Raw genomic sequence first — 24,684 nt, 5'->3', positions numbered from 1 at the left:
TTGCACGCGGTCGTATCAAAAAAATAACGATCCGGAGAGGGCCCGAATGCCTGTCGAATGTACTTTCTCGTTGAACCGTCAACGCTCGATACGTCAATGATCCGAACTCGACAACAATTCCCGACGACGGGCCGTTGCCGGCCGGTGTTTACTACATCGTGGATCGCCAGAGCGGTGGACGCATGGGGTGGTTGAACGACTTTCGCTCCGATCTGCTTGCCGGTACTCATCGCGCGGATTGGTTCGCGTTGTATCGCAACGATGGTGTGATCGACGACTGGACGTCGATCAACGGCATTCGGCGTGGCAACTTCCGATTGAATCCCGTCGGATACTGGGGCATCAGCGAAGGCTACATCACGCTGCCGAACAAAACCCAGTTCGACGCGCTTCGCAAGTTCCTGAAGTCGCAGGCCGTCGGCACGATTCCAGTCACCGGGATGAAGCACTACGGTCGAGTGGTCGTCCAATGAAAGCGCTTCTTCGTCTGCTCGCCGCGATCGTATTGACGATTCCGGTCTATCTCGGCCTGGCGAATTCTCCTCCGGATGACTGGTTTCAAAGCGGCGCCGGTTGGCGAGCGTTCGAACCGCTGTTCAACGTGTTCGAGAGGCTCGGTGGTCACGGCCAGGGTGACATCCTGATCAGTACCATGCTCGGCGTCAGTTTCGTGATCGCGTTGGCGCTGGTCTGGCTGGGCGCTCGAATGTTCGACCGTCGGACGTGAGAGTCCCGGCGTCGATAGCCGTTTGGCGAAACGCTTCGTAACGTTTTTGAGCCACCGGCCGCGGCACGCATGCCGCGGCCGTCTCGTCACGCCTTCTTGCGCCGGCTGCTTTCGAGGTTCGGCAGGAACACCGTCAGCACGCCGATCAGCGGCAGGAACGAGCACACCTTGTAGACGAACGTGATGCTCGTCGCGTCCGCGAGCTGGCCGAGCACGGCGGCGCCCACGCCGCCCAGGCCGAACGCGAAGCCGAAGAACAGGCCCGCGACCATCCCCACCTTGCCTGGCATCAGTTCCGTTGCATAGACGAGGATCGCGGCGAACGCCGACGCCAGCACGACGCCGATGATCACGCTCAGCACGCTCGTCCAGAACAGGTTCGCGTACGGCAGCAGCAGCGTGAAAGGCGCGACGCCGAGGATCGACACCCAGATCACGTACTTGCGGCCGATCCGGTCGCCGACCGGCCCGCCGATCAGCGTGCCGGCCGCGACCGCCGCGAGGAACACGAACAGGTGGATCTGCGCGGCCTGCACCGACAAGTGGAACTTGTCGATCAGGTAGAACGTGAAATAGCTGTTGATGCTCGCGAGGTAGAAGTACTTCGAGAACACCAGCAGCACCAGCACGCCGATCGCGGCGAGCACACGACCCTGCGGCAGCGTCGGATGGCCGGCCGCCGCCGCCTTCTTCTTCATCGACGGATGCTTCTTGTACCAGTGGCCGATTTGCGTGAGCACGACCATCGCGACGAGCGCGGCCGCCGAGAACCACGCGATGCTGTGCTGCCCGTGCGGGATGATCACCAGCGCGGCGAGCAGCGGCCCGAGTGCCGAACCGGCGTTGCCGCCGACCTGGAACAGCGACTGCGCGAGCCCGTGCTGGCCGCCCGACGCCATCCGCGCGACGCGTGACGATTCCGGATGGAACACCGACGAGCCGCAGCCGACCAGCGCCGCCGCCGCCAGCAGCGTCGGAAAGTTCTGCGCGGCCGACATCAGCAGCAGCCCCGCGAGCGTGAAGCCCATCCCGACCGGCAGCGAATACGGCTTCGGCCGCTTGTCCGTATAGAGGCCGACGAGCGGCTGCAGCAGCGACGCGGTGATCTGGTAGGTCAGCGTGATCAGGCCGATCTGCGCGAACGACAGCGCGAACTGGCTCTTGAGCATCGGATAGATCGCGAGGATCAACGACTGGATCATGTCGTTGAGCATGTGCGAGAAGCTGATCGCGCCGAGCACCGGGTAGACGGTGCGCGGGGCGGGTGAAGCGGATGGCTGGACGGCGGCGGTGCCGACGCCCGTATCGAGGCTGGTTTCCATGCGAGCTGAGCGAGTTGAGGTGGCGGGACGCGCTCTGAGGGGGATCGGCGCGTTCGAATCGTTGTTGCGTCAAAGAAGTGTAATGTGGCGTATCGAGAATGTCAGGCCAAGTTTTATCGTGATTCGGACATTGATGTGACGATTCGGCCATGACGCGCTTTTTTGGTCGGTCGGGTATAACGCTGCGGCGCGTGCGCCCGTCGAAGGGGGTAGCGGGGGGCGGATCGGTGTTAGTCCGGACTCAAGGAATGCCGATGGCAGCCGTAGAACGACACAACAGAGGCGCGCCGCGTCCGGCACCGGCCACGAGCCGGGCGGGCACAGGACGCGCGGCTTGGCCAGCCATCGCGGGGACCGCCGGAACCGACCTTTCCGGCGGCGTGATCAATACGGGGATATATCGATGAAAGCAGCATCATTGCATCCGCAGCCGGGTGCGGCCACTACCGCATCCGGTGCAGCCGCCGGGACCGCCGCTCGACGTCCGCGCGCAGCCCGGCGCGAACGCCGGCCATGGACCGTGAAGGTGACATTGCGCGCCGCGTTCGCGATCCTGCTGGCCGGCACGCTCGCGATCGGCGTGTTTTCGCTGTGGCAGATCAGCCGGCTGAACGCGTCGATCGCGTCGGTCTACGAGCAGGGGCACGTCGCGAGCCGGGCGGCGGAGGAGGTGCGCGCCGAGGTGCTGCGCGCGAGCCGTGCGCAGAAGATGCTGCTGACCGCGACCACCGCGAAGGAGCGCGACGACCTGGGCACCGAGGTCGGCGCGGGGCTCGCGTCGATCGGCCAGGCACTCGCGACGCTGCAGCGTTATGCGGATCCGGCCGATGCGGACGATTCCGCGCGACTGCGCGCATTCTCGATGGCGGTCGGTACGTGGAGCGGCCATCTGCGCGATTTCGTCGCGCTCGTGCAGGCGCAGCCGCTCGACCTGTCGCAGATGAGCTGGCAGGTCGGCACGCAGGACGTGTCGCTGCTGGTCGAGACCGGCAAGCTCGAGAAGCTCGTCGCGATGCTCGTGAAGACGCGCGGCGCGAAGTCGAAGGCGACGCTCGATGCGTCCGCAACGATCTTCTCGTCGTCGTTCGCGATGATCGCGGCGATGACGGCCGCGCTGATCGTGCTGGCGATCGTGATCGCCGAACGGGTCGTGCGCCGCCTCGCGTCGCAGCTCGGCGGCGAGCCTGCGGACGCGAAGGCGATCGCTGCCGACATCGCGCGCGGCGACCTGACGCGGCCGATTCCGCTCGGCCGGCACGACCGCGACAGCATGGTGCGTGCGCTGTCCGACATGCAGACCGGGCTCGCGGCGACCGTCGGCGAGATCGCCGTCAGCGCCGAGGCGATCGCGGCCGCGTCCGGCGAGATCTCGACCGGCAACCTCGACCTGTCGCGGCGCACCGAGCAGCAGGCCGTCGCGCTCGAGCGCACCGCGGCCAGCATGGAGGAACTCACGTCGACCGTGCGGCAGAACGCCGAGAACGCGCGTCAGGCGAGTGCGCTCGCGGCCAATGCGTCGGTCGTCGCGGAGGCGGGCGGCGAAGTCGTCGGGCGCGTGGTCGCGACGATGAGTGAGATCGACGACAGCGCGAAGAACATTCGCGAGATCATCGGCACGATCGAGGGGATCGCATTCCAGACCAACATTCTCGCGCTGAACGCGGCGGTCGAGGCCGCGCGCGCGGGCGAACAGGGGCGTGGCTTTTCGGTGGTGGCAGGCGAGGTGCGGCTGCTCGCGCAGCGCGCGGCGACCGCGGCGAAGGAGATCCGTGCGCTGATCGGTGCGTCGGTCGAGCGCGTCGCGAACGGCGCGGCGCTCGCGCACGATGCGGGCCGCACGATGGACGACGTGGTGCGGGCGGTCAAGCGCGTGACCGACATCATCGGCGAGATCTCGGCCGCATCGGACGAACAGAGCGCGGGGATCGACGAGATCGGCCGCGCGGTCACGCAGATGGATGCCGGCACGCAGCAGAACGCGGCGCTCGTCGAACAGGCGGCCGCCGCGGCGAATGCGCTCGACGAGCAGGCGCAGTCGCTCAAGTCGCTGGTCGGGCGCTTTCGCATCGCGGCGTAGGCGCCCGGCCGTCGACGCTTACGACTTCTTCTGCTTGTCCGGATCGATGATGACCGTGCAGGTCGTGCCCGCCGACAGCACCACGTCGGCCGGCACTTCGTCGATCCGGATCCGCACCGGCACGCGCTGCGCGAGGCGCACCCAGTTGAAGGTCGGGTTCACGTCCGCGACGAGGTCGCGGCTTTGCGGGTTGTCGCGATCGTAGATGCCGCGCGAGATGCTCTCGACGTGACCCTTCATCACGCCACCGCTCATCAGCCGCATCTCGGCCGGCGCGCCGACCTTCACGCGCGGCAGCTTGGTTTCCTCGAAGTAGCCGTAGACCCAGAACGAATGGCTGTCGACGATCGCGAGCTTCGCCTGGCCGGCCACCGCGTAGTTGCCCTTGAACGTCTGCAGGTTCGTGATGTAGCCGTCGACCGGCGCGACCACACGCGTGCGTTCGAGATTGAGCTTCGCGGCGTCGAGCGCGGCGATCGCCTGCTGGTACTGCGCATCGGCGCTCGACGCGCTGTGCGCCGCGTTCTCGCGGTTTTCCTTCGACACGACGAGCGCGTCGAGGTCGGCGCGACGGGCCGCGTCGTCGCGGCGCATCTGCAGTTCCGCGCGGCGGGCGGCGACGGCTGCCTGTGCCTGCTCGACCGCGATCTGGTAGTGCGACGGGTCGATCTGCATGATCAGGTCGCCCTTTTTCACGAGCTGGTTGTCATGCACGGGCAGCTCGACGATCGCGCCCGACACGTCCGGCGCGACGTTGACGATCTCGGCACGGACGCGCCCGTCGCGCGTCCACGGATCGTCCATGTAGTGCACCCACAGCGAGCGCCCGATCAGGATCGCGACGAGAAGGATGACGGCGGTCGCGACGAAGCCGAAGAGTTTTCTGAGAATCATGTTGGTTCGGAATCAACGGTAAACGGCAAGACTCAGTCCGCCGCAAATGCAGACGAGAAGGCACGCGCGGAACAGCGACGGGTGCCAGACGAGACGGTAGAGGCCCGTGTAGGCGAGCAGGCGGTCGACGGCCCAGGTCGCCAGCGCGCCCAAGACGAACATCAGGACCACCGTGGGCATGTAGGCATCGAGAATGGCGATTTCACGCGGCATCATGACGAGGCTCCTTGTTGGGGACGCACGGGGCGGTTGCGGTTGAGCGGCTCGAGCGGCGATTCCGGATCGAGCAGCGCCGTGCGTACGAAATGCAGATGGCTCAGGATGCGCTGCAGCCGGTGGCGCTCCTCGCGCGACGGCGTGAACGCATCGAGCGTCTGCCGGGTCGCGTCGATCGCGGCGTTGACCGCGGCGAGCGTCGCGTCGAAGCGCGCCGCGTCCGGCTTGCTGAACAGGGCAGACAGCGCGGTGCGCATCGTCTCGATCGCGCGACGCCACGGCGTCGTCGGCGCATAGCGCGGGTCGGACGGCAGCGTCGCCAGCTCGGCGCGCAGGTCGAGCGCCGCATTGCCCGTTTCCAGCACCGCGAACATCCAGCGCAGCGCGTCGCGCTGCACGTCGGGCTGGTCGGCCGACAGCGTGTGCGCCTGGTACATCAGGTCGCGCGCGCCGCTCTCGAAGCGCGTGCGCAATCCGGCCAGCCGTGCGTGGCATGCCGCGACCACCTGGTGGCGCAGGTCGGCGAACAGCCGCTTCTTCAGCCACGGCGCGGTCGGCGGGAACAGCACCGCGAACGCGATCGCCGAGACCAGCATCGACAGCACCAGCGCGAGCGAATCGTTCATGAAGCTGGTCGGGTCGTAGTGCGTGACGCTGTCCGGGCCGGCGAGGAAACAGAAGAAGATCAGGTAGCCCATCCCGTAGCCCGCGAGCTTCGGCTTCAACGTCATGTAGATGCCGATCGAAAGCAGCGGCGCGAGGGCCACGCACAGCAGCGGGAAGCCGTCGATGTGCGGGTAGATGCCGAACATCAGCAGGAAACCCGTGCAGACGGCCAGCGCGGTACCCATGCCCATCTGCGCGGACATCGCGGTCGGGCGCGGCGTCGACGACGCGAGCGCGCAGGTGGCCGCCGCCGTCAGCGTCAGCGTCACGCCGCTCGGCCACGCGGTCGCGATCCAGAACCAGCCGAGCACGAGGATCACGGTCGCGGTGCGAATCGCCGCGATCACCATCGCCGTCACGTTGGTGCGCGGCTCGTAGCGCTCGATCCAGCGTTCGCGCTCGTGCGTCGCGGTCGACAGCGACGCGTAGGTTGCCGCGTATTCGTGCAGGTCGGTGATGAAGCGGTACAGCAGCTCGGCGGCCGTGTCGAAGTCGAGCAGCGGAAAATCCGGCTGCGTTTCGAGCGCCGCGCGGGTTGCGCGGATGCGGCGCGGCAGCGCGTCGCGCCACGCAAGCAGCTGTTCGGCCGCGAGCGCCGCGTCGGCCGACGTGCGCACGGGTTCGCCGTTGCGCGTCAGGAGCGGCGCGATCTCGCGGAAGTACGGCTCGATCGCATCGATCGCGGCCTGTGCGCCGGCCGCGCGCAGCCGGTTCATCAGCTGGTGCAGCGCGTGGAAGCGGCTCGACACGCTCATGAATTCGCTGTTCAGTCGCGCGAGGCGGCCGCTGCGCATCCGCGTGTCCGGATCCTCGAACACGGCCATGCTGCGCGCGGCTTCGAAACCGACCACGTCGGCGACGAAGCGCGTATGGATCGTTTCGATGTGCGCGCGGTCGAGCTTGCCCGACAGTGCCGCCGCGACGTAGTCGACGAAGCTGCCGAAGCGCTTGCGCACCGTCGTGCGCATCTGCTCGCCCGTGTACTGCGGAAACACGAGCGCGCTGACGACGCCGGCCGACACGATCCCGATGATGACCTCGGACACGCGCGTCATGGCGCTCATGAACGCGCCGTCCGGATGCTGCGACGCGGGCAGGCCGATCAGCGCGGTCGTATAGCCGGCGAGCAGGAAGCCGTAGCTGCGGAAGTTGCGGTTGCGCGCGGCGCCGGCCGTGCACAGTGCGATCCACAGCGCAACCGCCAGCAGGAACAGCTGCGGCTGCTGCGGGAACAGTCCGACGAACGTGAGCGTAGCGATCAGCCCGAAGATCGTGCCGGCGACCCGGTAGAAGCTCTTCGCGAGCACGGCGCCGCTTTGCGGCTGCATCACGATGAACACCGTGGTCATCGCCGTCTTCGGCGCCGGCAGGTCGAGCCGCATCGACACGCCGGTCGCGATGAACGCGGCGAGCAGTGCCTTGAACAGATAGAGCCACGCGGCGCCGTCGCTGCGGGCCCAGTCGCCGAACGCGGCGTACCAGGTCGCGAGCGGGCCGCCGGCGTGCGTGGAAGCGGAGGAGGAGGCTGACATGGCGGTCGCTCCGCGTTACCGTGCGGCCGGCATGGCGGTCGTACCGACTGTCGCGACCGGCGCGGGCCGGGCGACGGCCGCGACGGGCTTCGCACCCGATGCGGCGGCCGGCGCGGCGGCACCCGCGGCGGATTCGTCGTGGGGCGGATGGCCGCCCCGAACGTCCGTCCCCGTCTCGACGCCGCCGCCGAGCGCGGCCATCAGCTGCGCGTGCGCGGCGAGGCGTTCCGCGTCGATGCGGGCCGCCGTCTCCTGCGCGCGCAGCAGCTGCTGTTGCGCGACCAGCACGTTCACGTAATCGGTCAGCCCGCGGCGGAAGCCTTCGCGCGACAGTTGGTAGCTGCGGTCGTTGGCGGCCACCGAGCGCGCGGCGTCCTTCTTCTGCGTATCGAGCGAGCGGATCCGCACGACCTGGTCGGCGATGTCCTTGAGCGCGCCGACGATCGTCTGGTTGTAGCGCTCGACCGCCTGGTCGTAGCCGGCGTTCGCCGCACCGAGTTGCGCGCGCAGGCGACCGCCTTCGAAGATCGGCAGCGACAGCGCGGGGCCGGCCGTCCAGCCGCCGTTCATCGCGCGCAGGAAGTCGGTGAACGGCGCGGTCACGCCGAAGCCGCCGACCGTCGCGAGCAGGTCGATGTTCGGGTAGAACGCGGCTTTCGCGACGTCGATGCCGCGGGCCTGCGCGTCGACCGTCCAGCGGGCCGCGACGACGTCCGGGCGGCGGCCGAGCAGGTCGGCCGGCAGCGCGGACGGCAGGCCGGCCGGCGCGTCGAGCGACAGGCTCGGCCGCTTGATCGCGTCGCCGGCGCCCGGGCCCTTGCCCGCGAGCGCGGCGAGCTGGTGGCGCGCGAGCTGGATCGCTTCTTCATAGCTGTCGATCTGGCGCTCGTAGTCGGGCAGCGTCGATTCGGCCTGGCTGACTTCGAGCTGCGTGCCGAGGCCGGCCTGCAGCCGCTTGTGCGCGAGATCGGCCAGCGAGCGCTGGCGTTCGAACGTTTCGTGCGCGAGGTCGAGCAGAGCGTAGTTCATCGACATGCCGACGTACGCGCGCACGACGTTGACCTCGAGCTCGAGCTTCGCCGCCCGTGCATCGGCCGCGGTCGCATGCGCGGTGTCGAGCGCGCGCTCGGTCGCGTTCTTGTCCTTGCCCCACAGGTCGAGGTGGTACGACAGGCCGAGCGTGCCGGTGTTGTTCCAGGTATCGGCGTTCGCGAGCGGGCCCGGGCCGTAGAACACGTTGTCGGGCCAGTGCTCGCGCATCAGCGACAGGTTGCCGTTGATCTGCGGCAGCTCGGCCGAACGGGCCACGCGCGCCATCGCCTGCGCTTCGCGCACGCGGGCCTCGGCGGCCGCGAGGGTCGGGTTGCCGGCCTGCGCCGCGGCGATCCACGCGTCGAGTTGCGGATCGCGGTACGCGCGCCACCAGTCGGCCGCGGGCCAGCCCGCATCGCGGTCCGCCGCTCGGATCGCGGCACCGGCATCGAGCGCGTTTGCTTCGATGCGGGCGGACTGCGGCTTGTTGTCGCCCATGCTCGCGCATCCGGCCATTATTAATGAGACTGCAAGAACCGCCAGTGCCAGCGTCCCTTTTATTGCCGGAGACCGCACGATTTTCTCCCTTTCGGATATAGATGAGTCGGATGCGATTATATTTTTCAGTGATTCCTGAATAAACGGACAACGGTGCAAGTCATTTTTACGAATCCTGAGATAATATTGGTTCGCCCCTGTGCAACAATCCCTCCGGATTCAAACGGGTAATGGGATGGATACGTTACAAAACATGCGGGTATTCGTCCGAGTGGTCGACGCGGGGAGCTTTACCGCGGCCGCCCAGCAGATGAATTCGACTACCGCCTATGCGTCGCGCGCCGTGTCGGATCTCGAGGCGCACCTGCGCACGCGCCTCCTGAACCGGACGACGCGCCGGATCGCGCTGACCGAAGCGGGCGAGCGCTACCTGCAGCGCTGTGAGCAGATCCTCGCGTACGTCGACCAGGCCGAAGCCGAAGCGGGCGACGCGCACGCGCGGCCGTCGGGCAAGCTGAAGGTCCATTGCTTCACGAGCCTCGGGCAGCACTACCTGGTGCCGGCCATCGCGCGCTACCGGCAGCGCTATCCGGACGTGCACGTCGAACTGACGCTCGCGCAGCGGATGCCCGACCTGCTCGACGAGGGGTACGACGTCGCGATCGTCGTCGGCCGCGACCTGCCCGATTCGGGGCTCGTGTCGCAGCGGCTCGGCGAGAGCTACAGCGTCGTGTGTGCGTCGCCGGGCTATGTCGAGGCGCACGGCATGCCGCGGACGCCGGCCGATCTCGAGCAGCACGTCTGTCTCGGGATGGTCGCGCCCGGCTTTCACTTCGACGACTGGTCGCTGTCGGGGCCGCGCGGCGACGAGGTGATTCCGATCACGGCGCCGCCGTTCCGCGTGAACGTCGCCGAGGCGCTCGCGGTGGCCGTGCGGGAGGGGATGGGGATCGGCGGGTTGCCGCTCTATTCGGCGATCGGCGGGCTGCGCAGCGGGCACATCGTGCGTGTGATGCCCGAATACCGGTCGCACGTGATGAACATCTACGCGCTGTATCCGTCGCGCCAGTACCTCGACGCGAAAATCCGCACCTGGGTCGATTTCCTGCGCGACGAGCTGCCGGCCACGCTGGAAGCCGACGAAGCCGCGCTCGCGCAGTTCACGGCTGCGACATGACGGCGCGGTCAGACGCAATCTGACGAGATTTGTCGTTCACGCAACATTTTTTTACCAACGGACAGCGGACAGTTTGATACTGTTTCAATCATGGAGATTTGGATCTGCCCACACCCGGAGTTGGAATGGATACGCAACTGATGATCGGCCTTGGAGTTCTGCTTGGTGCGGCTGCCGCCGCCGCGGCGACGCGCGATCTGCTGCGCGCGATGAAGGCGCGGATGAAGCCGGTGCCGGTGCGCGTGCGCCCGTCGTCGAATGGATCGCGCCGCGCCGATCGCTGATCGGGAGGCTTTCAGATCGGGGAGGGCCGCATCACGCGGCCCGATGGCCTGACGGCTCGGCGCTCAGCCGAGTTCGACCACTCTGTCCCACGTAAACGCGGGATTTTCCAGTTCGCCGGTGCGCCGGTGAATATAGCCGCGCGGGTTGCACACCACGTGCGTGCCGCTGTCGGTCACGTAATCGAATGAAGTATGCGTGTGGCCGTGGATCCACAGGTCCACGGGCGGCCGCACGAGTTCCGCCATGTCCATGACGAATCCCGCCGACGCCAGGTCTTCGGCATAGCGCTCCGCCAGCGAGCGCAGGTGCGGCGCATGATGGGTGACGACGATCGTGCGGCCCGCGAACGGCGTCGCGAGCCGTGCCTCCAGCCACGCGCGGCTTTGCCGGTGCAGCGCGATCGCGTCGGCCGGCGTGAAGTCCCGCTCCGGCGCCTCAGCCGCATGCAGTGCCGCATCGTGCGGCCACGTCACCTGGATCAATCCCTTGAAATCGAGCATCACGCGCACGCCGGCCTCGATCGCGCGTGCGATGCTCGCCTCGTCGGCGCCGAACAGCGAGAAATCGGTCCACAGCGTCGTGCCCAGCACGCGAAAGCGCTGCGCCGGATCGACGTACACGCCGTTGTTCAGGTAATGCACGTGGTCGATCGCCTGCGCGGCGTCGCGCATCGCGGTTTCGAGCGCGCCGAATTCCCCGTCGTAGTACTCGTGGTTGCCCGGCACGTAGACCACCGGCACGCCCGGATCGAACGTCTCGGCGGCCCAGCGCAGGCCTTCCGCGTGATTGTGGATGTCGCCGGCCAGCACGACGAGATCCGCGTCGGCATGCGCGATCGTGTCGGGCTGGTTGCATTCGAGATGCAGGTCGGACAGGACGCGAACTCTCATGAACATCGCTCCGGGGTGGGTGGCTTCAGCGCAGGACCTTGCCGGGATTCATCAGCCCGCGTGGGTCGAGCGCGGTCTTCAGCGTGCGCATGAGCGCCGTTTCGACCGGCGACTTGTAGCGCTGCGCGTCGTCGATCTTCAACTGGCCGATCCCGTGCTCCGCGCTGATCGTGCCGTGGTGACGGTGCACGTTGTCGTAGACGATTCGGTTGATCGGCTTCTGGAATGCCGCGAGGAACGCCTTCGGGTCGCCGCCTTCGGGCGTCTGCACGTTGTAGTGCAGGTTGCCGTCGCCGAGGTGGCCGAACGTGACCATCCGCGCGCCCGGCGCGGCCTGCTGGATCGCCGCGTCGGTTTCGTCGATGAAGCGCGCGACCGACGAGATCGGCACCGCGATGTCGTGCTTGATGTTGAGTCCTTCGTCGGCCTGCGCGAGCGGAATGTGTTCGCGCAGGTCCCAGAACGCGCGCGACTGCGCGAGATTTTCCGCGACCACCGCGTCGACTACGAGCCCGGCCTCGAACGCCTCTTCCATCAGCTTCTCGAACAGCGCGCGCGCATGTGTTTCGCTCTCGTTGTCCGACAGTTCGAGCAGCACCGTCTGCGCATGCGTGCGGTCGAACGGGTAGCGCAGTTGCGGATAGTGCTTGCCGACGAGCTGCATGCAGAAGTCCGACATCAGCTCGAAGCCGGTCAGCAGCGGGCCGGCCGCGCGCTGCGCGAGCGCGAGGAAATCGAGCGCCGCGTGCGGCGACTCGAGCGCGGCCAGCGCGGTGACCTGCGCGGCCGGCAGCGGATGCAGCTTCATCACGGCGGCCGTGATGATCCCGAGCGTGCCTTCGGCGCCGATGAACAGGTCGCGCAGGTCGTAGCCGGTGTTGTCCTTGCGCAACCCGCGCAGGCCGTCCCAGATCTCGCCCTGCGGCGTCACGACCTCGAGCCCAAGGCACAGCTCGCGTGCGTTGCCGTAGCGGAGCACCGCGGTGCCGCCCGCGTTGGTCGACAGGTTGCCGCCGATCGTGCAACTGCCTTCGGCGGCGAGGCTCAGCGCGAACAGCCGGCCGCCCTCGCGGGCGCGCGCCTGCACGTCGGCGAGGATCACGCCGGCGTCGACCGTGATCGTGTTGTTGTGCGGATCGAGCGCCCGCACGCGGTTCAGGCGCACGAGGCTCAGCACGGCCTGGGCGCCGCTCGCGTCGGGCGTCGCGCCGCCGGCGAGGCCCGTGTTGCCGCCTTGCGGCACGAGCGCGACGCCGTGCGTGTTCGCGAGCCGGACGAGCGCGGCGACTTCGGCCGTATCGGCCGGTTTCAGCACCGCGCATGCGCTGCCCTTGTAGCGGCGGCGCCAGTCGGTCAGGAACGGCTCGGTGTCGTGCGGGTCGGTCAGCACGCAGGCGGCGCCGATCGCGTCTCGGCAGGCGGATACGAAGGCTTCGGAAGAAATCATCACGTTCGGTCGCGTAAGGGTCAGGACGCGGCGCGCTGCTGCTTCGCCGCGCGCTTGAACGGTGCGACGTAGGCCAGCGCAGCCACGAAGAAGCCGACGGTGAGCGCGGTCTCGCACCAGCCGAGCGTCGCGGACAATCCGCGGTCGGACATGCCGCGCACGATGCCTTCGGCGAAATAGACGAGGATCAGCATGCTCGCCCACTGCATCGTATAGATGTTACGCCGCCAGACGCCGGGCAGCGCGAGCGCGAGCGGCACGGCCTTGAGCATCAGCGCCGAGCCGCCCGGGCGCAGCGGCGCGAGCCACAGTTCCCACGCGAGCGACAGCGCGATCAGCGCGACGAGGCACGCGGCGGCGGCCAGCGCGTAGTGCGGCCGGGCGGCGACGGCGGGGCGGGCGGGCGCGTTCATGCGGCTTCGGTGGCCTGGGCGGCGGACAGCGCGGCCGCCGCGCGGGCGAGCCGCACGCCGAGCGCGGCCGCGAGCGCCTTTTCATCAGCCGACAGCCCTTCGGGCGCACTGCGATCGTGCTGCGACACGTGCGACGCGCCGTACGGCGTGCCGCCGGTGCGTGTCGTGCTGAGCGCGGATTCCGTGTACGGGATGCCGACGATCATCATCCCGTGATGCAGCAGCGGCAACATCATCGACAGCAGCGTCGACTCCTGGCCGCCGTGCAGGCTGCCGGTCGACGTGAACACGCTCGCCGGCTTGCCGGTCAGCGCGCCCGACAGCCATTGTGGGGTCGTGCCGTCGAGGAAATACTTGAGCGAGGCGGCCATGTTGCCGAAGCGGGTCGGCGAGCCGAGCGCGAGGCCCGCGCATTCCTCGAGATCGCGCAGTTCCGCATACGGCGGGCCGTCGGCCGGGATGTCGGGGGCGGTGGCTTCGCAGACCGTCGAGACGGGCGGTACGGTACGGATGCGGGCCTGCATGCCGGGCACGCTGTCGATGCCGTTCGCGATCGCGAGCGCGAGATCGCGCGTGGCGCCGTGGCGGCTGTAATAGAGGACGAGGATGTCTTTCATGGGCGACGGGGCCGCGTGCGGCCGCGCGCATGCCCGGTGCAGTCGGTCCCTGCTGGATCGAGCGGCTATTATAGGGGCTGAAGTCGTCGCATAGCGCGGCGGCGGCGCGCCGTCGGGCGCGCGGCATCGATAAGGAGAAGCCGTTTGCCGAAGTTGAGCGTCGATCTCGACACCCTCAAGCGCCTCGCGCAGTTCGCGGCCCGGCGCAGTGCCGAGGATCGCATCCCGCAGGTGGCGGGCAGTCTCACGTTCACGACGATGCTGGCACTCGTGCCGCTCATCACCGTCGCGTTCGCGCTGTTCACCGCGTTCCCGATGTTCGCGTCGTTCCAGATCTCGCTGCAGGGGTTCCTCGCGGATCACCTGATGCCCGCGCAGTTCAACGTCCAGATCTTCAAGTACCTGAACCAGTTCGCGTCGAAGGCCAAGGGGCTGACGACGGCCGGCCTGATCGTGCTGGTCGTCACGTCGGTGATGACGATGATGACGATCGAATCGGCGTTCAACCTGATCTGGCGCGTGCGCAAGCCGCGGCCGTTCGCGCAGCGCGTGCTCGCGTACTGGGCGCTGATCACGCTCGGCCCGCTGCTGTTCGGCGTGAGCCTGTCGATCTCGTCCTACCTGTTCACGCAGTCGCTCGCGTTCACGGGCGCCGCGCCGTCGACGTCGATCATCGAGTGGCTGCTCGCGCTCGTGTCGCTGCCGCTGACGGTGCTCGCGTTCACGCTGCTGTACGTCTACCTGCCGAACTGCACGGTCGCATGGCGCGATGCGGTGATCGGCGGTCTGTTCGCGGCCATCGCATTCGAGCTCGCGAAGCGCGGCTTCGGCTACTACGTGCGGCGCATTCCGACCTATACGGCTGTCTACGGCGCGTTCGCGGCGCTGCCGGTGTTCCTGTTGTGGGTGTATCTGAGCTGGTTCATCGCGCTGCTCGGCGCGATGGTAGCGTCCGCGCTGCCGGCGATCCGCGTCGGCCAGTTCCATCGCATCCACTATCCGGGCAGCGACCTGCTCGACGCGCTCGAATTGCTCGCGCGGCTGGCCGAGGCGCGCGCGGTCGGCAAGGCGGGCTATACCGCAATGCGGCTCGCGACCATGTTGCGCTGCGACATGGAAACCGCGCAACGGCTGCTGCAGACGATGGAGGAGCGGGAATGGATCGCGCGGCTGGACAACAGCGAGCCGCCGCCGCGCTACATCCTGCTGGCCAACCCGGAGCAACTGACGCTGGCGCAGCTGTTCGACGTGCTGGTGATCGACCGCACCGAGCTGACCTACCAGCTGCAACGGCGTCGCAGCCACGTCGAAGGTGCGGCACTGCTCGAGGTGCTGTCGAACGATCGATTCGACGTATCGCTCGCGTCGCTGATCGCCGCGCACCGGCTGACGGGTGTGCAGCCGGCCACGACCGTGCCGGGGCCCGTGCCCGGCGACGCGCACGACCCGCACGCGCGGCCGCCGAAAACGGCGTGACGCGGTGCCGGGCGGGCGTTACAGCGGAATCTTGCCGGTGCAGATGTCCTTGAACATCACCCAGTCGCCCATCAGGCTGTAGATCGGGTGCCGGAATGTGGCGGGGCGGTTCTTCTCGAAGAAGAAGTGCCCGACCCACGCGAATCCGTAGCCGCACACGACCGCCGCCGGCAGCCATGGCCAGTGGCCCGTCGCGATCGCCATCGCGACGCAGCCGATCACGCCGAGCGAGCCGATGAAATGCAGCCGCCGCGACGTCAGGTTCTGGTGTTCATTCAGGTAGTACGGGTAGAAATCAGCGAAGCTGGCGAAATGCTCCGTATGCGTATGCGCCATGGCCGTCTCCTCGGGCCGCCGTCCATGGGGTCATTGTGCGGCGGGCGGCCCGTGTCCGCAAGCGGGGGCGGCCGCGCCGCGCGGGCCCGCGCTTTCCTTTTGACAGGCTTTCCGATAGGATCGAAAGAGGTTTTGCATTCAAGCATGAGGGGACTACGATGCGCGTCAGCGATATTCTGAAAGTGAAGGGCAACACGCTGTTTACGGTGACGCCCGATAAGCCGCTGCGCGAAGCGGTCGATACGATGGCCGAACACGATATCGGTTCGCTCGTCGTGATGGAGTACGGCGATCTCGTCGGGATGCTGACGTTCCGCGAGATCATCCTGCGCCTGCACGTGAACGGCGGCGCGATCGGCGACGTGCAGGTGCGCAAGGTGATGGACGAGCCGCTCACGTGCACGCCGGAAACCGACGTCAACGAAGTGCGCCGGATGATGCTCGAGCGCCACGCGCGCTACATGCCGGTGCTCGACAAGAAGGTGCTGATGGGCGTCATCTCGTTCTACGACGTCGCGAAGACGGTCGTCGAGGCGCAGAGCTTCGAGAACCGGATGCTGAAGGCGTACATCCGCGACTGGCCGGAATCGGAAGCCGAAGCGCAGAAGCCGTGAAACCTGTCGCGCCCGTTGCCATCACGCGCGGGCGCTGCCACTCGGCGCACGGCGGCGCAGGTTCAGCCTGCGCCGCCGTTTTTTCGACAACAACACAAGGCCCGCGCAGCCTCGCCCAGACGATGCGCGCGTATTCCGCATGAGCGATCACACGCAAGTCTCTTCCGCGTCGCGCGGCGAACGGCGCGCCCACGCGTCGCAGTTCGACCTGTTGCGCCAGCGCCGTTTCGCGCCGTTCTTCACGACTCAGTTCCTGGGGGCGCTGAACGACAACGTGTTCAAGATCGGGTTCACGTCGCTCGTCACCTATCACACCGCACGCTTCTCCGGCGTCGACGCGAAGACGGCCGCGTTCCTGATTTCCGCGATCTTCATCCTGCCGTTCGTGCTGTTCTCGGCCACTTCCGGCCAGATCGCCGACAAATACGACAAGGCGACGCTCACGCGCTTCGTGAAGACCTTCGAGATCGTGCTGATGCTGGTCGGCGCGGCCGGTTTCGTCACGCACAGCGCGACGCTGCTGTATCTGTGCACGTTCATGATGGGAATGCACTCGACGCTGTTCGGCCCCGTCAAGTATTCGTACCTGCCGCAGCATCTCGGCGACCATGAACTGGTCGGCGGCAACGGCCTCGTCGAGATGGGCACGTTCATCGCGATCCTCATCGGCACGATCATCGGCGGCGCTGCCGCGGGCATCGAAGGCAACGGCGAGCGCGTGCTCGCCGTCAGCGTGGTCGTCATTGCGCTCGCGGGGCGGCTCGTCGCGCAGCGCGTGCCGCCGACGCCGGCGCCGCAGCCCGATCTCGTGATCAACTGGAACCCGTTCAGCGAAACGTGGCGCAACCTCGGGCTTGCGCAGCAGAACCGCACCGTGTTCCTGAGCCTGCTCGGCATCTCGTGGCTGTGGTTCGTCGGCGCAACGTTCCTCACGTCGTTCTTCAATTTCGCGAAGGATGTGCTGTCCGCGAGCCCCGACGTCGTCACGGTCCTGCTCGCGACGTTCTCGGTCGGGATCGGCCTCGGCTCGCTGCTGTGCGAGCGGCTGTCGCAGCGGCGCGTCGAGATCGGCCTCGTGCCGCTCGGCTCGATCGGCATCAGCGTGTTCGCGATCGAGTTGTATTTCGCGAGCCGCTCGCTGCCGTCGCCCGGGCATCTGCTGTCGGTCGGGGAATTCCTGGCCGGCGCACGCCACTGGCGCATCCTGGCGGACCTGTTCCTGCTCGCGATGTTCGGCGGCTTCTACAGCGTGCCGCTGTATGCACTGATCCAGAGCCGCAGCGCGCCGACCCATCGTGCGCGGATCATCGCCGCGAACAACATCCTGAACGCGCTGTTCATGATCCTGTCGGCCCTGATGGCCATGGGGCTGACCAAGGCCGGTGTCGACATCCCGGGCCTGTTCCTCGTCACCGCGCTGCTGAACGTCGTGGTCGCGACGTATATCTACCTGCTCGTCCCCGAGTTCCTGCTGCGCTTCGTCGCGTGGGTGATGGTGCACACGTTCTACCGGATTCGCCTCGTGCATGCGGAGCGGATCCCGGAAGAGGGCGCGGCCGTGCTCGTGTGCAACCACGTGAGCTACGTCGATGCGCTCGTGCTGGCGGCCGCGAGCCCGCGGCCGATCCGGTTCGTGATGGATCACCGGATCTTCAAGACGCGCTTCGCAATCTGGGTGTTTCGGCATGCGAAGGCGATTCCGATTGCGCCGCGCCACGAGGATCCCGACATGCTCGCGCGCGCGTACGACGCGTGCGAGGCCGCACTGAAGGACGGCGAGCTCGTGTGCATCTTCCCGGAAGGCAAGCTGACCAAGACGGGCGACATCAACACCTTCCACCACGGCATCACCGAGATCCTGGGGCGCACGCCGGCGCCCGTGATTCCGATGGCGCTGCGCGGGCTGTGGGGCAGCTATTTCTCCCGTCATGCCGATGCGCGCATGCCGCGACCCATCAAGCGCGGCGTGATGAGCCGGCTGACGCTCGCGGTCGGCGAGCCGATGCCGGCCTCGGTCGCGACGCCCGAGGCGTTGCAGGCCGCGGTGACCGAACTGCGCGGCGCGCGCAAGTAAGCGGGGCGGACCCGGCGGCATCGTACGGGGCCTTGATGGCCGCCGCGAACCGGCCCGTTCGGCCCGAACGGCGCGGGTCGACGACCGCCGCGCCGGGCCGTATTCGTCGCCGGCCCGTGTGGTCTGAACGGTTCACACGGCCCGCGGGTCCCGGACGGCTGGCATAATAGCGGTTTACCCCTTTTTCTCGACCGGCAAACGATCGGCCTGCCTGCGGCCCCGGCAGCGCATCGGTTTGCCCATTTCTATTTGGGCGGTTCCACCATGTCCGGCAATACCCTCGGCACGCTTTTCACTGTCACGACCTTCGGCGAATCGCACGGTCCCGCGATCGGCTGCGTGATCGACGGCTGCCCGCCGGGAATGGGGCTGACCGAAGCCGACATCCAGGTCGAGCTCGATCGCCGCAAGCCCGGCACGTCGCGGCACGTGACGCAGCGCCAGGAGGCCGACGAGGTCGAGATCCTCTCAGGCGTGTTCGAAGGCGTGACGACCGGCACGCCGATCGCGCTGCTGATCCGCAACACCGACCAGCGCAGCAAGGACTACGGCAACATCGTCGAGACGTTCCGTCCCGGCCATGCCGACTATACCTACTGGCAGAAATACGGCATCCGCGACTACCGCGGCGGCGGCCGTTCGTCCGCGCGCCTGACCGCGCCGATCGTCGGCGCGGGCGCGATCGCGAAGAAGTGGCTGCGCGAGCGCTTCGGCGTCGAAGTGCACGGCTACATGAGCGGTCTCGGCGAGATCGACGTGCCGTTCGTCGACTGGTCGCACGTCCGCGAGAACCCGTTCTTCTCGCCGAACGCGGCAATCGTTCCGGAGCTGGAAGCCTACATGGATGCGCTGCGCAAGGACGGCGATTCGATCGGCGCGCGCATCGACGTCGTCGCGTCGGGTGTGCCGGTCGGCTGGGGCGAGCCGGTATTCGACCGTCTCGATGCGGACATCGCGAAGGCGATGATGAGCATCAACGCGGTGAAGGGCGTCGAGATCGGCGCGGGCTTCGACAGCGTCGCGCAGCGCGGCTCGGTGCACGGCGACGAGCTGACGCCGGCCGGCTTCGTCGGCAACCATGCGGGCGGCGTGCTCGGCGGGATTTCGACCGGGCAGGACATCACGGTGTCGATCGCGATCAAGCCGACGTCGAGCATTCGCACGCCGCGCCGTTCGATCACGAAGGCCGGCGAGGAGGCGACGGTCGAGACCTTCGGCCGCCACGACCCGTGCGTCGGCATTCGCGCGACGCCGATCGCCGAGTCGATGCTCGCACTGGTGCTGATCGACCATGCACTGCGCCATCGTGCGCAGTGCGGCGACGTCGAGACGTCGACGCCGAAGATCGCGGGTAGCGCGACCTGATGCAACGGGGCCGGCAATCGCCGGTTCGGCCGATTCGATGCGAAACGGGGCGCCTGGGGCGCCTCGTTTTCATTGGGCCGCCGAATCCGGCGGTGCGGCCGATTCGCGCACCCGCAGCTCCGGCAGTACCGCGCAACCGGGCCCGGCTGCGCCGTTCTCGAGTGCGTCGAGCAACGCGCGGGCGGCCTTGCGGCCGATCGCGTCGGTGTCGACCCACATCGTCGTCAGCGCCGGCCGGATTTCGCGAGCCAGCGCGACATCGTCGAATCCGGTGATCGACAGCTGCGAGGGCACGTCGATGCCGAGTGCCTGCGCCTCGAGCAGGGCGCCGAGCGCGAGTGCGTCGTTGCCGCAGATCACGGCCGTCGGGCGCGTTGCGCCGCTGTCGGCAATCGCGCGCAGGCTCGCCCGCCCGAACGCGATCGTGGCCACGCCCTCGTGCTGGTGGATCGGCCTGACCGCGAGCCCGCGCGCGGCGAGCGTGTCGTGAATGCCGCGCAGGCGGGCCTGCACGCGGTCGTTGTCCGCCGAAGGCTGCATGATGATCGCGAAATCGCGATGCCCGAGCTCGAGCAGGTGGGTGGTCAGCCGCGCGAATGCCGCGCGGTTGTCGAAGCCGATGCAGCAGTGCGGGCTGTCGTCGCGGTAAGCATAGGTGACGACATACGGCACCCGATGCAGGTCGAGCAGCTCGAATACTTCCGGCGGATAGGCTTCACCGACCAGCGACACGGCCTCGACGCCGCGCGACAGCATCGCGCGCACCTGCGCGAGCGCCTGCGCCGGATCGTAATTCGAGCAGCCCAGGAACAGGGTGATGCCGTGCTCGGCCATGACCGCCTGCATGCCCGCTACCTGCGACGCGAACACCTGGTCGTCGAGCGTCGGGATGATCGCCCCGGTGATGTGGGTGCGCGTGGAGGCGAGTGCACGGCCGGCTGCGTTGGGAATCCAGTTCAGCGCACGCGCCGCGTCGCGCACGCGCTGCTGTACGTCGGCCGAGACCTTGCCGGGATCGTTGTAGACGCGCGAAACGGTCGCGGTCGATACGCCGGCGAGTTTCGCGACGTCCCCGAGCACCGACCGGCCGCTGCCGCGGCGCGCGCGACCCGCGCCGCCGCCGGATGGAGGCGTACTCATCGGTCATCCCTGGGCGCGGCGGTCCTGCAGGCTTCGCGCTTTGTCAAAAACGCCATCGTTTACCCTCGATTCGTCATGGCCGCGCTTGCGTTCCCGGTCTCGCCTGTGAGAATGTAAGCGCTATCTTGATGCTGGTTCGTATTATGTCAGACACACGCCCCAGTCGCATTGTGAAATTTTCGTTGATGACGGCCGTTCGGGCCATTTTGTCCGTCGAAAATGTAAGCGGTTACATTCAATGATTGCCAGAGCAAAATCGCCCCGAATCGCTGTCGTCGGCAGCATCAACGTCGATCTCGTCACGCATGCGCCGCGGCTGCCCGTGCCGGGCGAAACGCTGCTCGGCACTTCGTTCCAGACCGTCCACGGCGGCAAGGGGGCGAACCAGGCGGTGGCCGCCGCGCGCCTCGGTGCGTCGGTCGCGATGATCGGCTGCGTTGGCAACGATGCGTTTGGCACACGTCTGTACGACGCGCTGGCGGCGGAACGCATCGACGTGACGCACCTGCACCGGATCGACGGTGAGCCAACCGGGGTCGCGACGATCACGGTCGATGCGCACGGGGCGAACAGCATCGTTGTCGTGCCCGGTGCAAACGCGCGCCTCGATGACGAATTGATCGACGGGGCGCGCGACGCGATCGCCGATGCGGCACTGATGGTGTGCCAGCTCGAGGTGCCGATCGAGACCGTCGCGCGCGCCATCGGCAGTGCGATCGCACATCGCACGCCGGTGCTGCTCAATCCGGCACCCGCACGGCCGCTGTACGACGCATTGCTGGCCCGCATCGACTACCTCGTCGTCAACGAAACGGAAGCGGAGTCGCTGACCGGCATTGCCGTCGACGACGATGCCTCGGCGGTGCGGGCCGCCGAAGCGCTGCGCGCGAAGGGTGTCGGCAACGTGCTGGTCACGCTGGGCGCGCGCGGCGTCTGCTGGCGCGGAAGTGCAGGGAACGGCCGCCATCGGGCGATGGCGGTGGTCGCCGTCGATACGACGGCGGCCGGCGACACCTTCGTCGGCGGCTTCGCGGCCGCCCGGGCGAGCGGTGCGTCGATGGACGACGCGATCGCGTTCGGACAGCGTGCGGCCGCGATCAGCGTCACGCGCTACGGCGCACAGACGTCGATTCCGACACGCGAGGAAGTGGAGCGTGGGGCCGCATAGATTCCGCGACGACGGAAAGGATCGAGGCCCGGCAACCATTCAGGATATGGAGACAAACGCAATGAACGAGAATCAAGCTATTCCGACCGCGCCGCCACGTATCCGGCGCGGACAACGTATCGCGCTCGCGCTGCTGATGGCGAGCGGGATCGTCAACTATCTCGACCGCGGCACGCTGGCCGTCGCGAGTTCGGCGATCCGGAGCGATCTCGGGCTGTCGCTCTCGCAGATGGGGTTGCTGCTGTCGGCATTCTCATGGAGCTATGCGCTGTGCCAGTTCCCGGTCGGCGGACTCGTCGATCGCATCGGACCGCGCCGGCTGCTCGGCATCGGGCTGATCGTCTGGTCGTTCGCGCAGGCTGCGGGCGGCATCGTGTCCACCTTCGGCTGGTTCATCGTCGCGCGCATCGTGCTCGGCATCGGTGAGGCGCCGCAGTTCCCGTCGGCGGCGCGGGTGGTGAGCAACTGGTTTCCGTTGCGTGCACGCGGTATGCCGACCGGGATCTTCAACGCGGCGTCGCCGCTGGGCACCGCGCTCGCCCCCTTGTTGCTGGCGGTGCTCGTCGCATCGTTCAACTGGCGCTGGGCATTCTTCGTGACGGGGGCACTCGGCCTCGTCGTCGCCGTCGTCTGGTTTGTGCTGTACCGCGATCCGGCACGCGCGCAATTGACCGCGGCGGAACGAGGGTATCTCGATGCCGATGCGCAGACGGCCGTCGCGATGCCGAAACTGACCTTCGCCGACTGGCGCAGCCTGTTCTCGCACGGCACGACCTGGGGCATGCTGATCGGATTCTTCGGTTCCGTGTATCTGAACTGGGTCTACCTGACCTGGCTGCCGGGGTACCTGACGATGGAGCGTCACATGAGCCTCATTCGCACCGGGTTTGCGGCATCCGTGCCGTTCCTGTGCGGATTCGTCGGCTCGCTCGTTGCCGGCTGGCTCTCGGATCTGGTGACGCGCCGCAGCCGCTCGCCGGTCGTGAGCCGGCGCAATGCGGTGGTCGTCGCGATGCTCGGGATGGTCGCGTTCACGATTCCGGCCGCGCTCGTGCAGAGCAACACGGTTGCGCTCGCATGCATTTCGGTCGTGATCTTTCTCGCCAATGCGGCATCGGCGTGTTCGTGGGCGCTCGCGACGGCAGCCGCGCCGCCGAGCCGTGTCGCATCGCTCGGCGCGATCCAGAATTTCGGCGGTTTCATCGGCGGTGCGCTCGCGCCGATCCTGACGGGTGTCATCGCGCAGAGGTGGTCGTTCGTGCCGGCGCTGCTGACGGCGGCGGCAATCGCATTCGCCGGCGCGATGGCCTACCTGCTGCTGGTGCGCAAACCGATTCCCGAGCAGTCCGCGAGCGCCGCGTCCGGACCGCTGCCGGCCTGAGTACGTCGGCTACACCCCTGTATTTACTGAAGGAAGGAGAAACAGATGCAACCACATCAGCAATCGACCACGACCATCGAGGGGATCGTGCCGGTGATGCTGACGCCGTTCGACGACGCCGGCGCGATCGACTACGCGGGCCTCGAGCGACTCATCGAATGGTATCTGGCGCACGGCTCGGATGCGCTGTTCGCGGTCGCGCAATCGAGCGAGATGCAATTCCTGAGTCTGGCCGAACGTGCGGAACTCGCGCGTTTCGTGGTCGAGCGGGTGGCCGGGCGCGTGCCCGTCGTCGCGTCCGGCCACATCAGCGAAGATCTGGATGCGCAGGTCGCCGAGCTGCGAGCTGCGGCGGAATCGGGTGCGCAGGGCGTCGTGCTCGTGACCAACCGCCTCGATCCGCAGCGCAAGGGCAGTGCCGCGTTTCTCGACCATCTTCACAAGCTGCTCGCGCGACTGCCGTCTGATTTGCCGCTCGGCTTGTACGAATGTCCGGCGCCTTATCGGCGACTGCTGTCCGATGACGAACTGCGCGCGTGCATCGATACGGGCCGCTTCGTGATGTTGAAGGACGTGAGTTGTGATCTGGAGACGGTGAAGCGACGCGTCGCACTCGCCGCGGGGTCGCCGCTGAAGATCCTGAATGCGAACGCCGCGATCGCATGGGATGCGATGAAGGCGGGTTCGGCCGGCTTCAACGGCGTGTTCACCAACTTCCATCCCGATCTGTATCGATGGTTGCGCACGCAGGGCGACTCGGATCCGGCGCTTGCCGACGAGTTGTCGACGTTCCTGGTGCTCTCGGCGGTGTCGGAAGCGCTTGGCTACCCGGCGCTCGCGAAGATCTATCATCAACGGATCGGCACGTTCGGATCGATTCGTTGCCGCGTGATCGACTACGACGTGCGCGAACGGTTCTGGGCGCTCGACGCGGTGCTCGACAAGATCGTCTCGGGTACCGAGCATTTCCGTCGGCGGATCGCGGCGCGTTAGCGCGGGACAGTGCGGCGCGCGGTGCATGAATCGCGCGCGCTCCAGAGGGCAGGACGGCGTCGAATGCCGAACGGACGAAAAAAACGCCGCGCGAGGCGGCGTTTTTCGTCAGGTTACATGTTCGGGTAATTCGGCCCGCCGCCGCCTTCCGGCGTGACCCACACGATGTTTTGCGTCGGGTCCTTGATGTCGCAGGTCTTGCAGTGCACGCAGTTCTGCGCGTTGATCACAAGGCGATCGCTGCCGTCGTCGTTCTTCACGAACTCATACACGGCCGCCGGGCAGAAGCGCCCCTCGGGGCCCGCGTAGGTGCGCAGGTTCACGTTTACCGGCACGCTCGCGTC

The 24,684-nt window shown here is 67.5% G+C and carries 23 protein-coding genes and 1 pseudogene; 12 read left to right on the top strand and 12 right to left on the bottom strand.

The window, feature by feature from the left end:
• The first annotated feature begins 46 nt into the window (after positions 1 to 46).
• Positions 47 to 473: pseudogene (locus DIE23_RS27585) on the top strand (DUF2778 domain-containing protein).
• Positions 470 to 727, top strand: coding sequence for a hypothetical protein (locus DIE23_RS27580; protein WP_124615007.1), 258 nt, complete (start codon positions 470 to 472; stop codon positions 725 to 727). The pseudogene DIE23_RS27585 and the gene DIE23_RS27580 overlap by 4 nt, the downstream one beginning before the upstream one ends.
• A gap of 86 nt (positions 728 to 813) precedes the next feature.
• On the opposite strand, the gene DIE23_RS27575 is transcribed toward DIE23_RS27580, so the two are convergent.
• Positions 814 to 2,049 carry an MFS transporter gene (locus DIE23_RS27575; protein ID WP_124615006.1) on the bottom strand — a complete coding sequence of 412 codons (1,236 nt, stop codon included), beginning with the start codon at positions 2,047 to 2,049 and terminating at the stop codon, positions 814 to 816.
• Positions 2,050 to 2,452: 403 nt separating this feature from the next.
• Between DIE23_RS27575 and DIE23_RS27570 the strand changes: the two genes are divergently transcribed.
• On the top strand, positions 2,453 to 4,126 hold the full coding sequence (locus DIE23_RS27570; protein ID WP_124615005.1) for a methyl-accepting chemotaxis protein: 1,674 nt from the start codon (positions 2,453 to 2,455) through the stop codon (positions 4,124 to 4,126).
• Between the two features lie 18 nt (positions 4,127 to 4,144).
• On the opposite strand, the gene DIE23_RS27565 is transcribed toward DIE23_RS27570, so the two are convergent.
• From DIE23_RS27565 to DIE23_RS27550, 4 genes are read right to left on the bottom strand one after another with little or no spacing between them, the layout of a single operon-like run.
• Positions 4,145 to 5,020, bottom strand: a complete 876-nt coding sequence (locus DIE23_RS27565) for an HlyD family secretion protein (RefSeq protein WP_047900486.1) — start codon at positions 5,018 to 5,020, stop codon at positions 4,145 to 4,147.
• Between the two features lie 12 nt (positions 5,021 to 5,032).
• Positions 5,033 to 5,236 (bottom strand): DUF1656 domain-containing protein, encoded by a 204-nt coding sequence (locus DIE23_RS27560; RefSeq protein WP_011351756.1) that lies wholly within the window; start codon positions 5,234 to 5,236, stop codon positions 5,033 to 5,035.
• On the bottom strand, positions 5,233 to 7,434 hold the full coding sequence (locus tag DIE23_RS27555) for an FUSC family protein (RefSeq protein WP_124615004.1): 2,202 nt from the start codon (positions 7,432 to 7,434) through the stop codon (positions 5,233 to 5,235). The genes DIE23_RS27560 and DIE23_RS27555 overlap by 4 nt, the downstream gene beginning before the upstream one ends.
• A 15-nt stretch (positions 7,435 to 7,449) precedes the next feature.
• Positions 7,450 to 9,042, bottom strand: a complete 1,593-nt coding sequence (locus tag DIE23_RS27550; RefSeq protein ID WP_124615003.1) for an efflux transporter outer membrane subunit — start codon at positions 9,040 to 9,042, stop codon at positions 7,450 to 7,452.
• A 157-nt stretch (positions 9,043 to 9,199) separates the two neighbouring features.
• Here DIE23_RS27550 and DIE23_RS27540 point away from each other — a divergent pair, with 157 nt between their 5' ends.
• Together DIE23_RS27540 and DIE23_RS39700 are read left to right on the top strand one after the other, a co-directional pair.
• Positions 9,200 to 10,141, top strand: a complete 942-nt coding sequence (locus tag DIE23_RS27540) for a LysR family transcriptional regulator (RefSeq protein WP_124615002.1) — start codon at positions 9,200 to 9,202, stop codon at positions 10,139 to 10,141.
• 125 nt (positions 10,142 to 10,266) lie between these two features.
• Positions 10,267 to 10,425, top strand: coding sequence for a hypothetical protein (locus DIE23_RS39700; RefSeq protein WP_170296438.1), 159 nt, complete (start codon positions 10,267 to 10,269; stop codon positions 10,423 to 10,425).
• A gap of 63 nt (positions 10,426 to 10,488) precedes the next feature.
• Here DIE23_RS39700 and DIE23_RS27535 read toward each other — a convergent pair whose 3' ends face one another.
• From DIE23_RS27535 to wrbA, 4 genes are read right to left on the bottom strand one after another with little or no spacing between them, the layout of a single operon-like run.
• Positions 10,489 to 11,316, bottom strand: coding sequence for a metallophosphoesterase (locus tag DIE23_RS27535; protein WP_124615001.1), 828 nt, complete (start codon positions 11,314 to 11,316; stop codon positions 10,489 to 10,491).
• Positions 11,317 to 11,341: 25 nt separating this feature from the next.
• Positions 11,342 to 12,763, bottom strand: coding sequence for an FAD-binding oxidoreductase (locus DIE23_RS27530; RefSeq protein WP_124615050.1), 1,422 nt, complete (start codon positions 12,761 to 12,763; stop codon positions 11,342 to 11,344).
• 20 nt (positions 12,764 to 12,783) lie between these two features.
• Positions 12,784 to 13,176 (bottom strand): DUF2069 domain-containing protein, encoded by a 393-nt coding sequence (locus DIE23_RS27525; protein WP_124615000.1) that lies wholly within the window; start codon positions 13,174 to 13,176, stop codon positions 12,784 to 12,786.
• Positions 13,173 to 13,793 carry an NAD(P)H:quinone oxidoreductase gene (gene wrbA / locus DIE23_RS27520; RefSeq protein WP_124614999.1) on the bottom strand — a complete coding sequence of 207 codons (621 nt, stop codon included), beginning with the start codon at positions 13,791 to 13,793 and terminating at the stop codon, positions 13,173 to 13,175. The genes DIE23_RS27525 and wrbA overlap by 4 nt, the downstream gene beginning before the upstream one ends.
• A 144-nt stretch (positions 13,794 to 13,937) precedes the next feature.
• Here wrbA and DIE23_RS27515 point away from each other — a divergent pair, with 144 nt between their 5' ends.
• Positions 13,938 to 15,269 (top strand): YihY family inner membrane protein, encoded by a 1,332-nt coding sequence (locus tag DIE23_RS27515; protein ID WP_124614998.1) that lies wholly within the window; start codon positions 13,938 to 13,940, stop codon positions 15,267 to 15,269.
• Between the two features lie 18 nt (positions 15,270 to 15,287).
• On the opposite strand, the gene DIE23_RS27510 is transcribed toward DIE23_RS27515, so the two are convergent.
• Complete coding sequence (locus tag DIE23_RS27510; protein WP_124614997.1) at positions 15,288 to 15,605, bottom strand: Mpo1-like protein; 318 nt, start codon at positions 15,603 to 15,605, stop codon at positions 15,288 to 15,290.
• A 158-nt stretch (positions 15,606 to 15,763) separates the two neighbouring features.
• Between DIE23_RS27510 and DIE23_RS27505 the strand changes: the two genes are divergently transcribed.
• From DIE23_RS27505 to aroC, 3 genes are all read left to right on the top strand, one after another.
• Positions 15,764 to 16,219 carry a CBS domain-containing protein gene (locus DIE23_RS27505; protein ID WP_044846066.1) on the top strand — a complete coding sequence of 152 codons (456 nt, stop codon included), beginning with the start codon at positions 15,764 to 15,766 and terminating at the stop codon, positions 16,217 to 16,219.
• A gap of 139 nt (positions 16,220 to 16,358) precedes the next feature.
• Entirely contained in the window at positions 16,359 to 18,293 is a 1,935-nt protein-coding gene (locus DIE23_RS27500; protein ID WP_124614996.1) for an MFS transporter, read from the top strand.
• Between the two features lie 264 nt (positions 18,294 to 18,557).
• Entirely contained in the window at positions 18,558 to 19,658 is a 1,101-nt protein-coding gene (gene aroC / locus DIE23_RS27495; protein WP_124614995.1) for a chorismate synthase, read from the top strand.
• A gap of 69 nt (positions 19,659 to 19,727) precedes the next feature.
• Here aroC and DIE23_RS27490 read toward each other — a convergent pair whose 3' ends face one another.
• Entirely contained in the window at positions 19,728 to 20,798 is a 1,071-nt protein-coding gene (locus tag DIE23_RS27490) for a LacI family DNA-binding transcriptional regulator (RefSeq protein ID WP_124614994.1), read from the bottom strand.
• Positions 20,799 to 21,036: 238 nt separating this feature from the next.
• On the opposite strand from DIE23_RS27490, the gene rbsK reads away from it, so the two are divergent.
• From rbsK to DIE23_RS27475, 3 genes are read left to right on the top strand one after another with little or no spacing between them, the layout of a single operon-like run.
• Positions 21,037 to 21,966 carry a ribokinase gene (gene rbsK, locus DIE23_RS27485; RefSeq protein ID WP_124614993.1) on the top strand — a complete coding sequence of 310 codons (930 nt, stop codon included), beginning with the start codon at positions 21,037 to 21,039 and terminating at the stop codon, positions 21,964 to 21,966.
• A 46-nt stretch (positions 21,967 to 22,012) separates the two neighbouring features.
• Positions 22,013 to 23,347, top strand: coding sequence for an MFS transporter (locus DIE23_RS27480; protein WP_409364258.1), 1,335 nt, complete (start codon positions 22,013 to 22,015; stop codon positions 23,345 to 23,347).
• 45 nt (positions 23,348 to 23,392) lie between these two features.
• Positions 23,393 to 24,340: a dihydrodipicolinate synthase family protein gene (locus DIE23_RS27475; RefSeq protein WP_124614991.1), complete on the top strand. Its 948-nt coding sequence runs from the start codon at positions 23,393 to 23,395 to the stop codon at positions 24,338 to 24,340.
• A 113-nt stretch (positions 24,341 to 24,453) separates the two neighbouring features.
• Here DIE23_RS27475 and DIE23_RS27470 read toward each other — a convergent pair.
• On the bottom strand, positions 24,454 to 24,684 hold a 231-nt coding region (locus tag DIE23_RS27470), incomplete at its 5' end, for a 4Fe-4S dicluster domain-containing protein (RefSeq protein WP_185643073.1).

Source organism: Burkholderia sp. Bp9143 (assembly GCF_003853645.1).
Lineage (GTDB): Bacteria > Pseudomonadota > Gammaproteobacteria > Burkholderiales > Burkholderiaceae > Burkholderia.
This window is presented reverse-complemented; position numbering and strand designations above follow the sequence as displayed.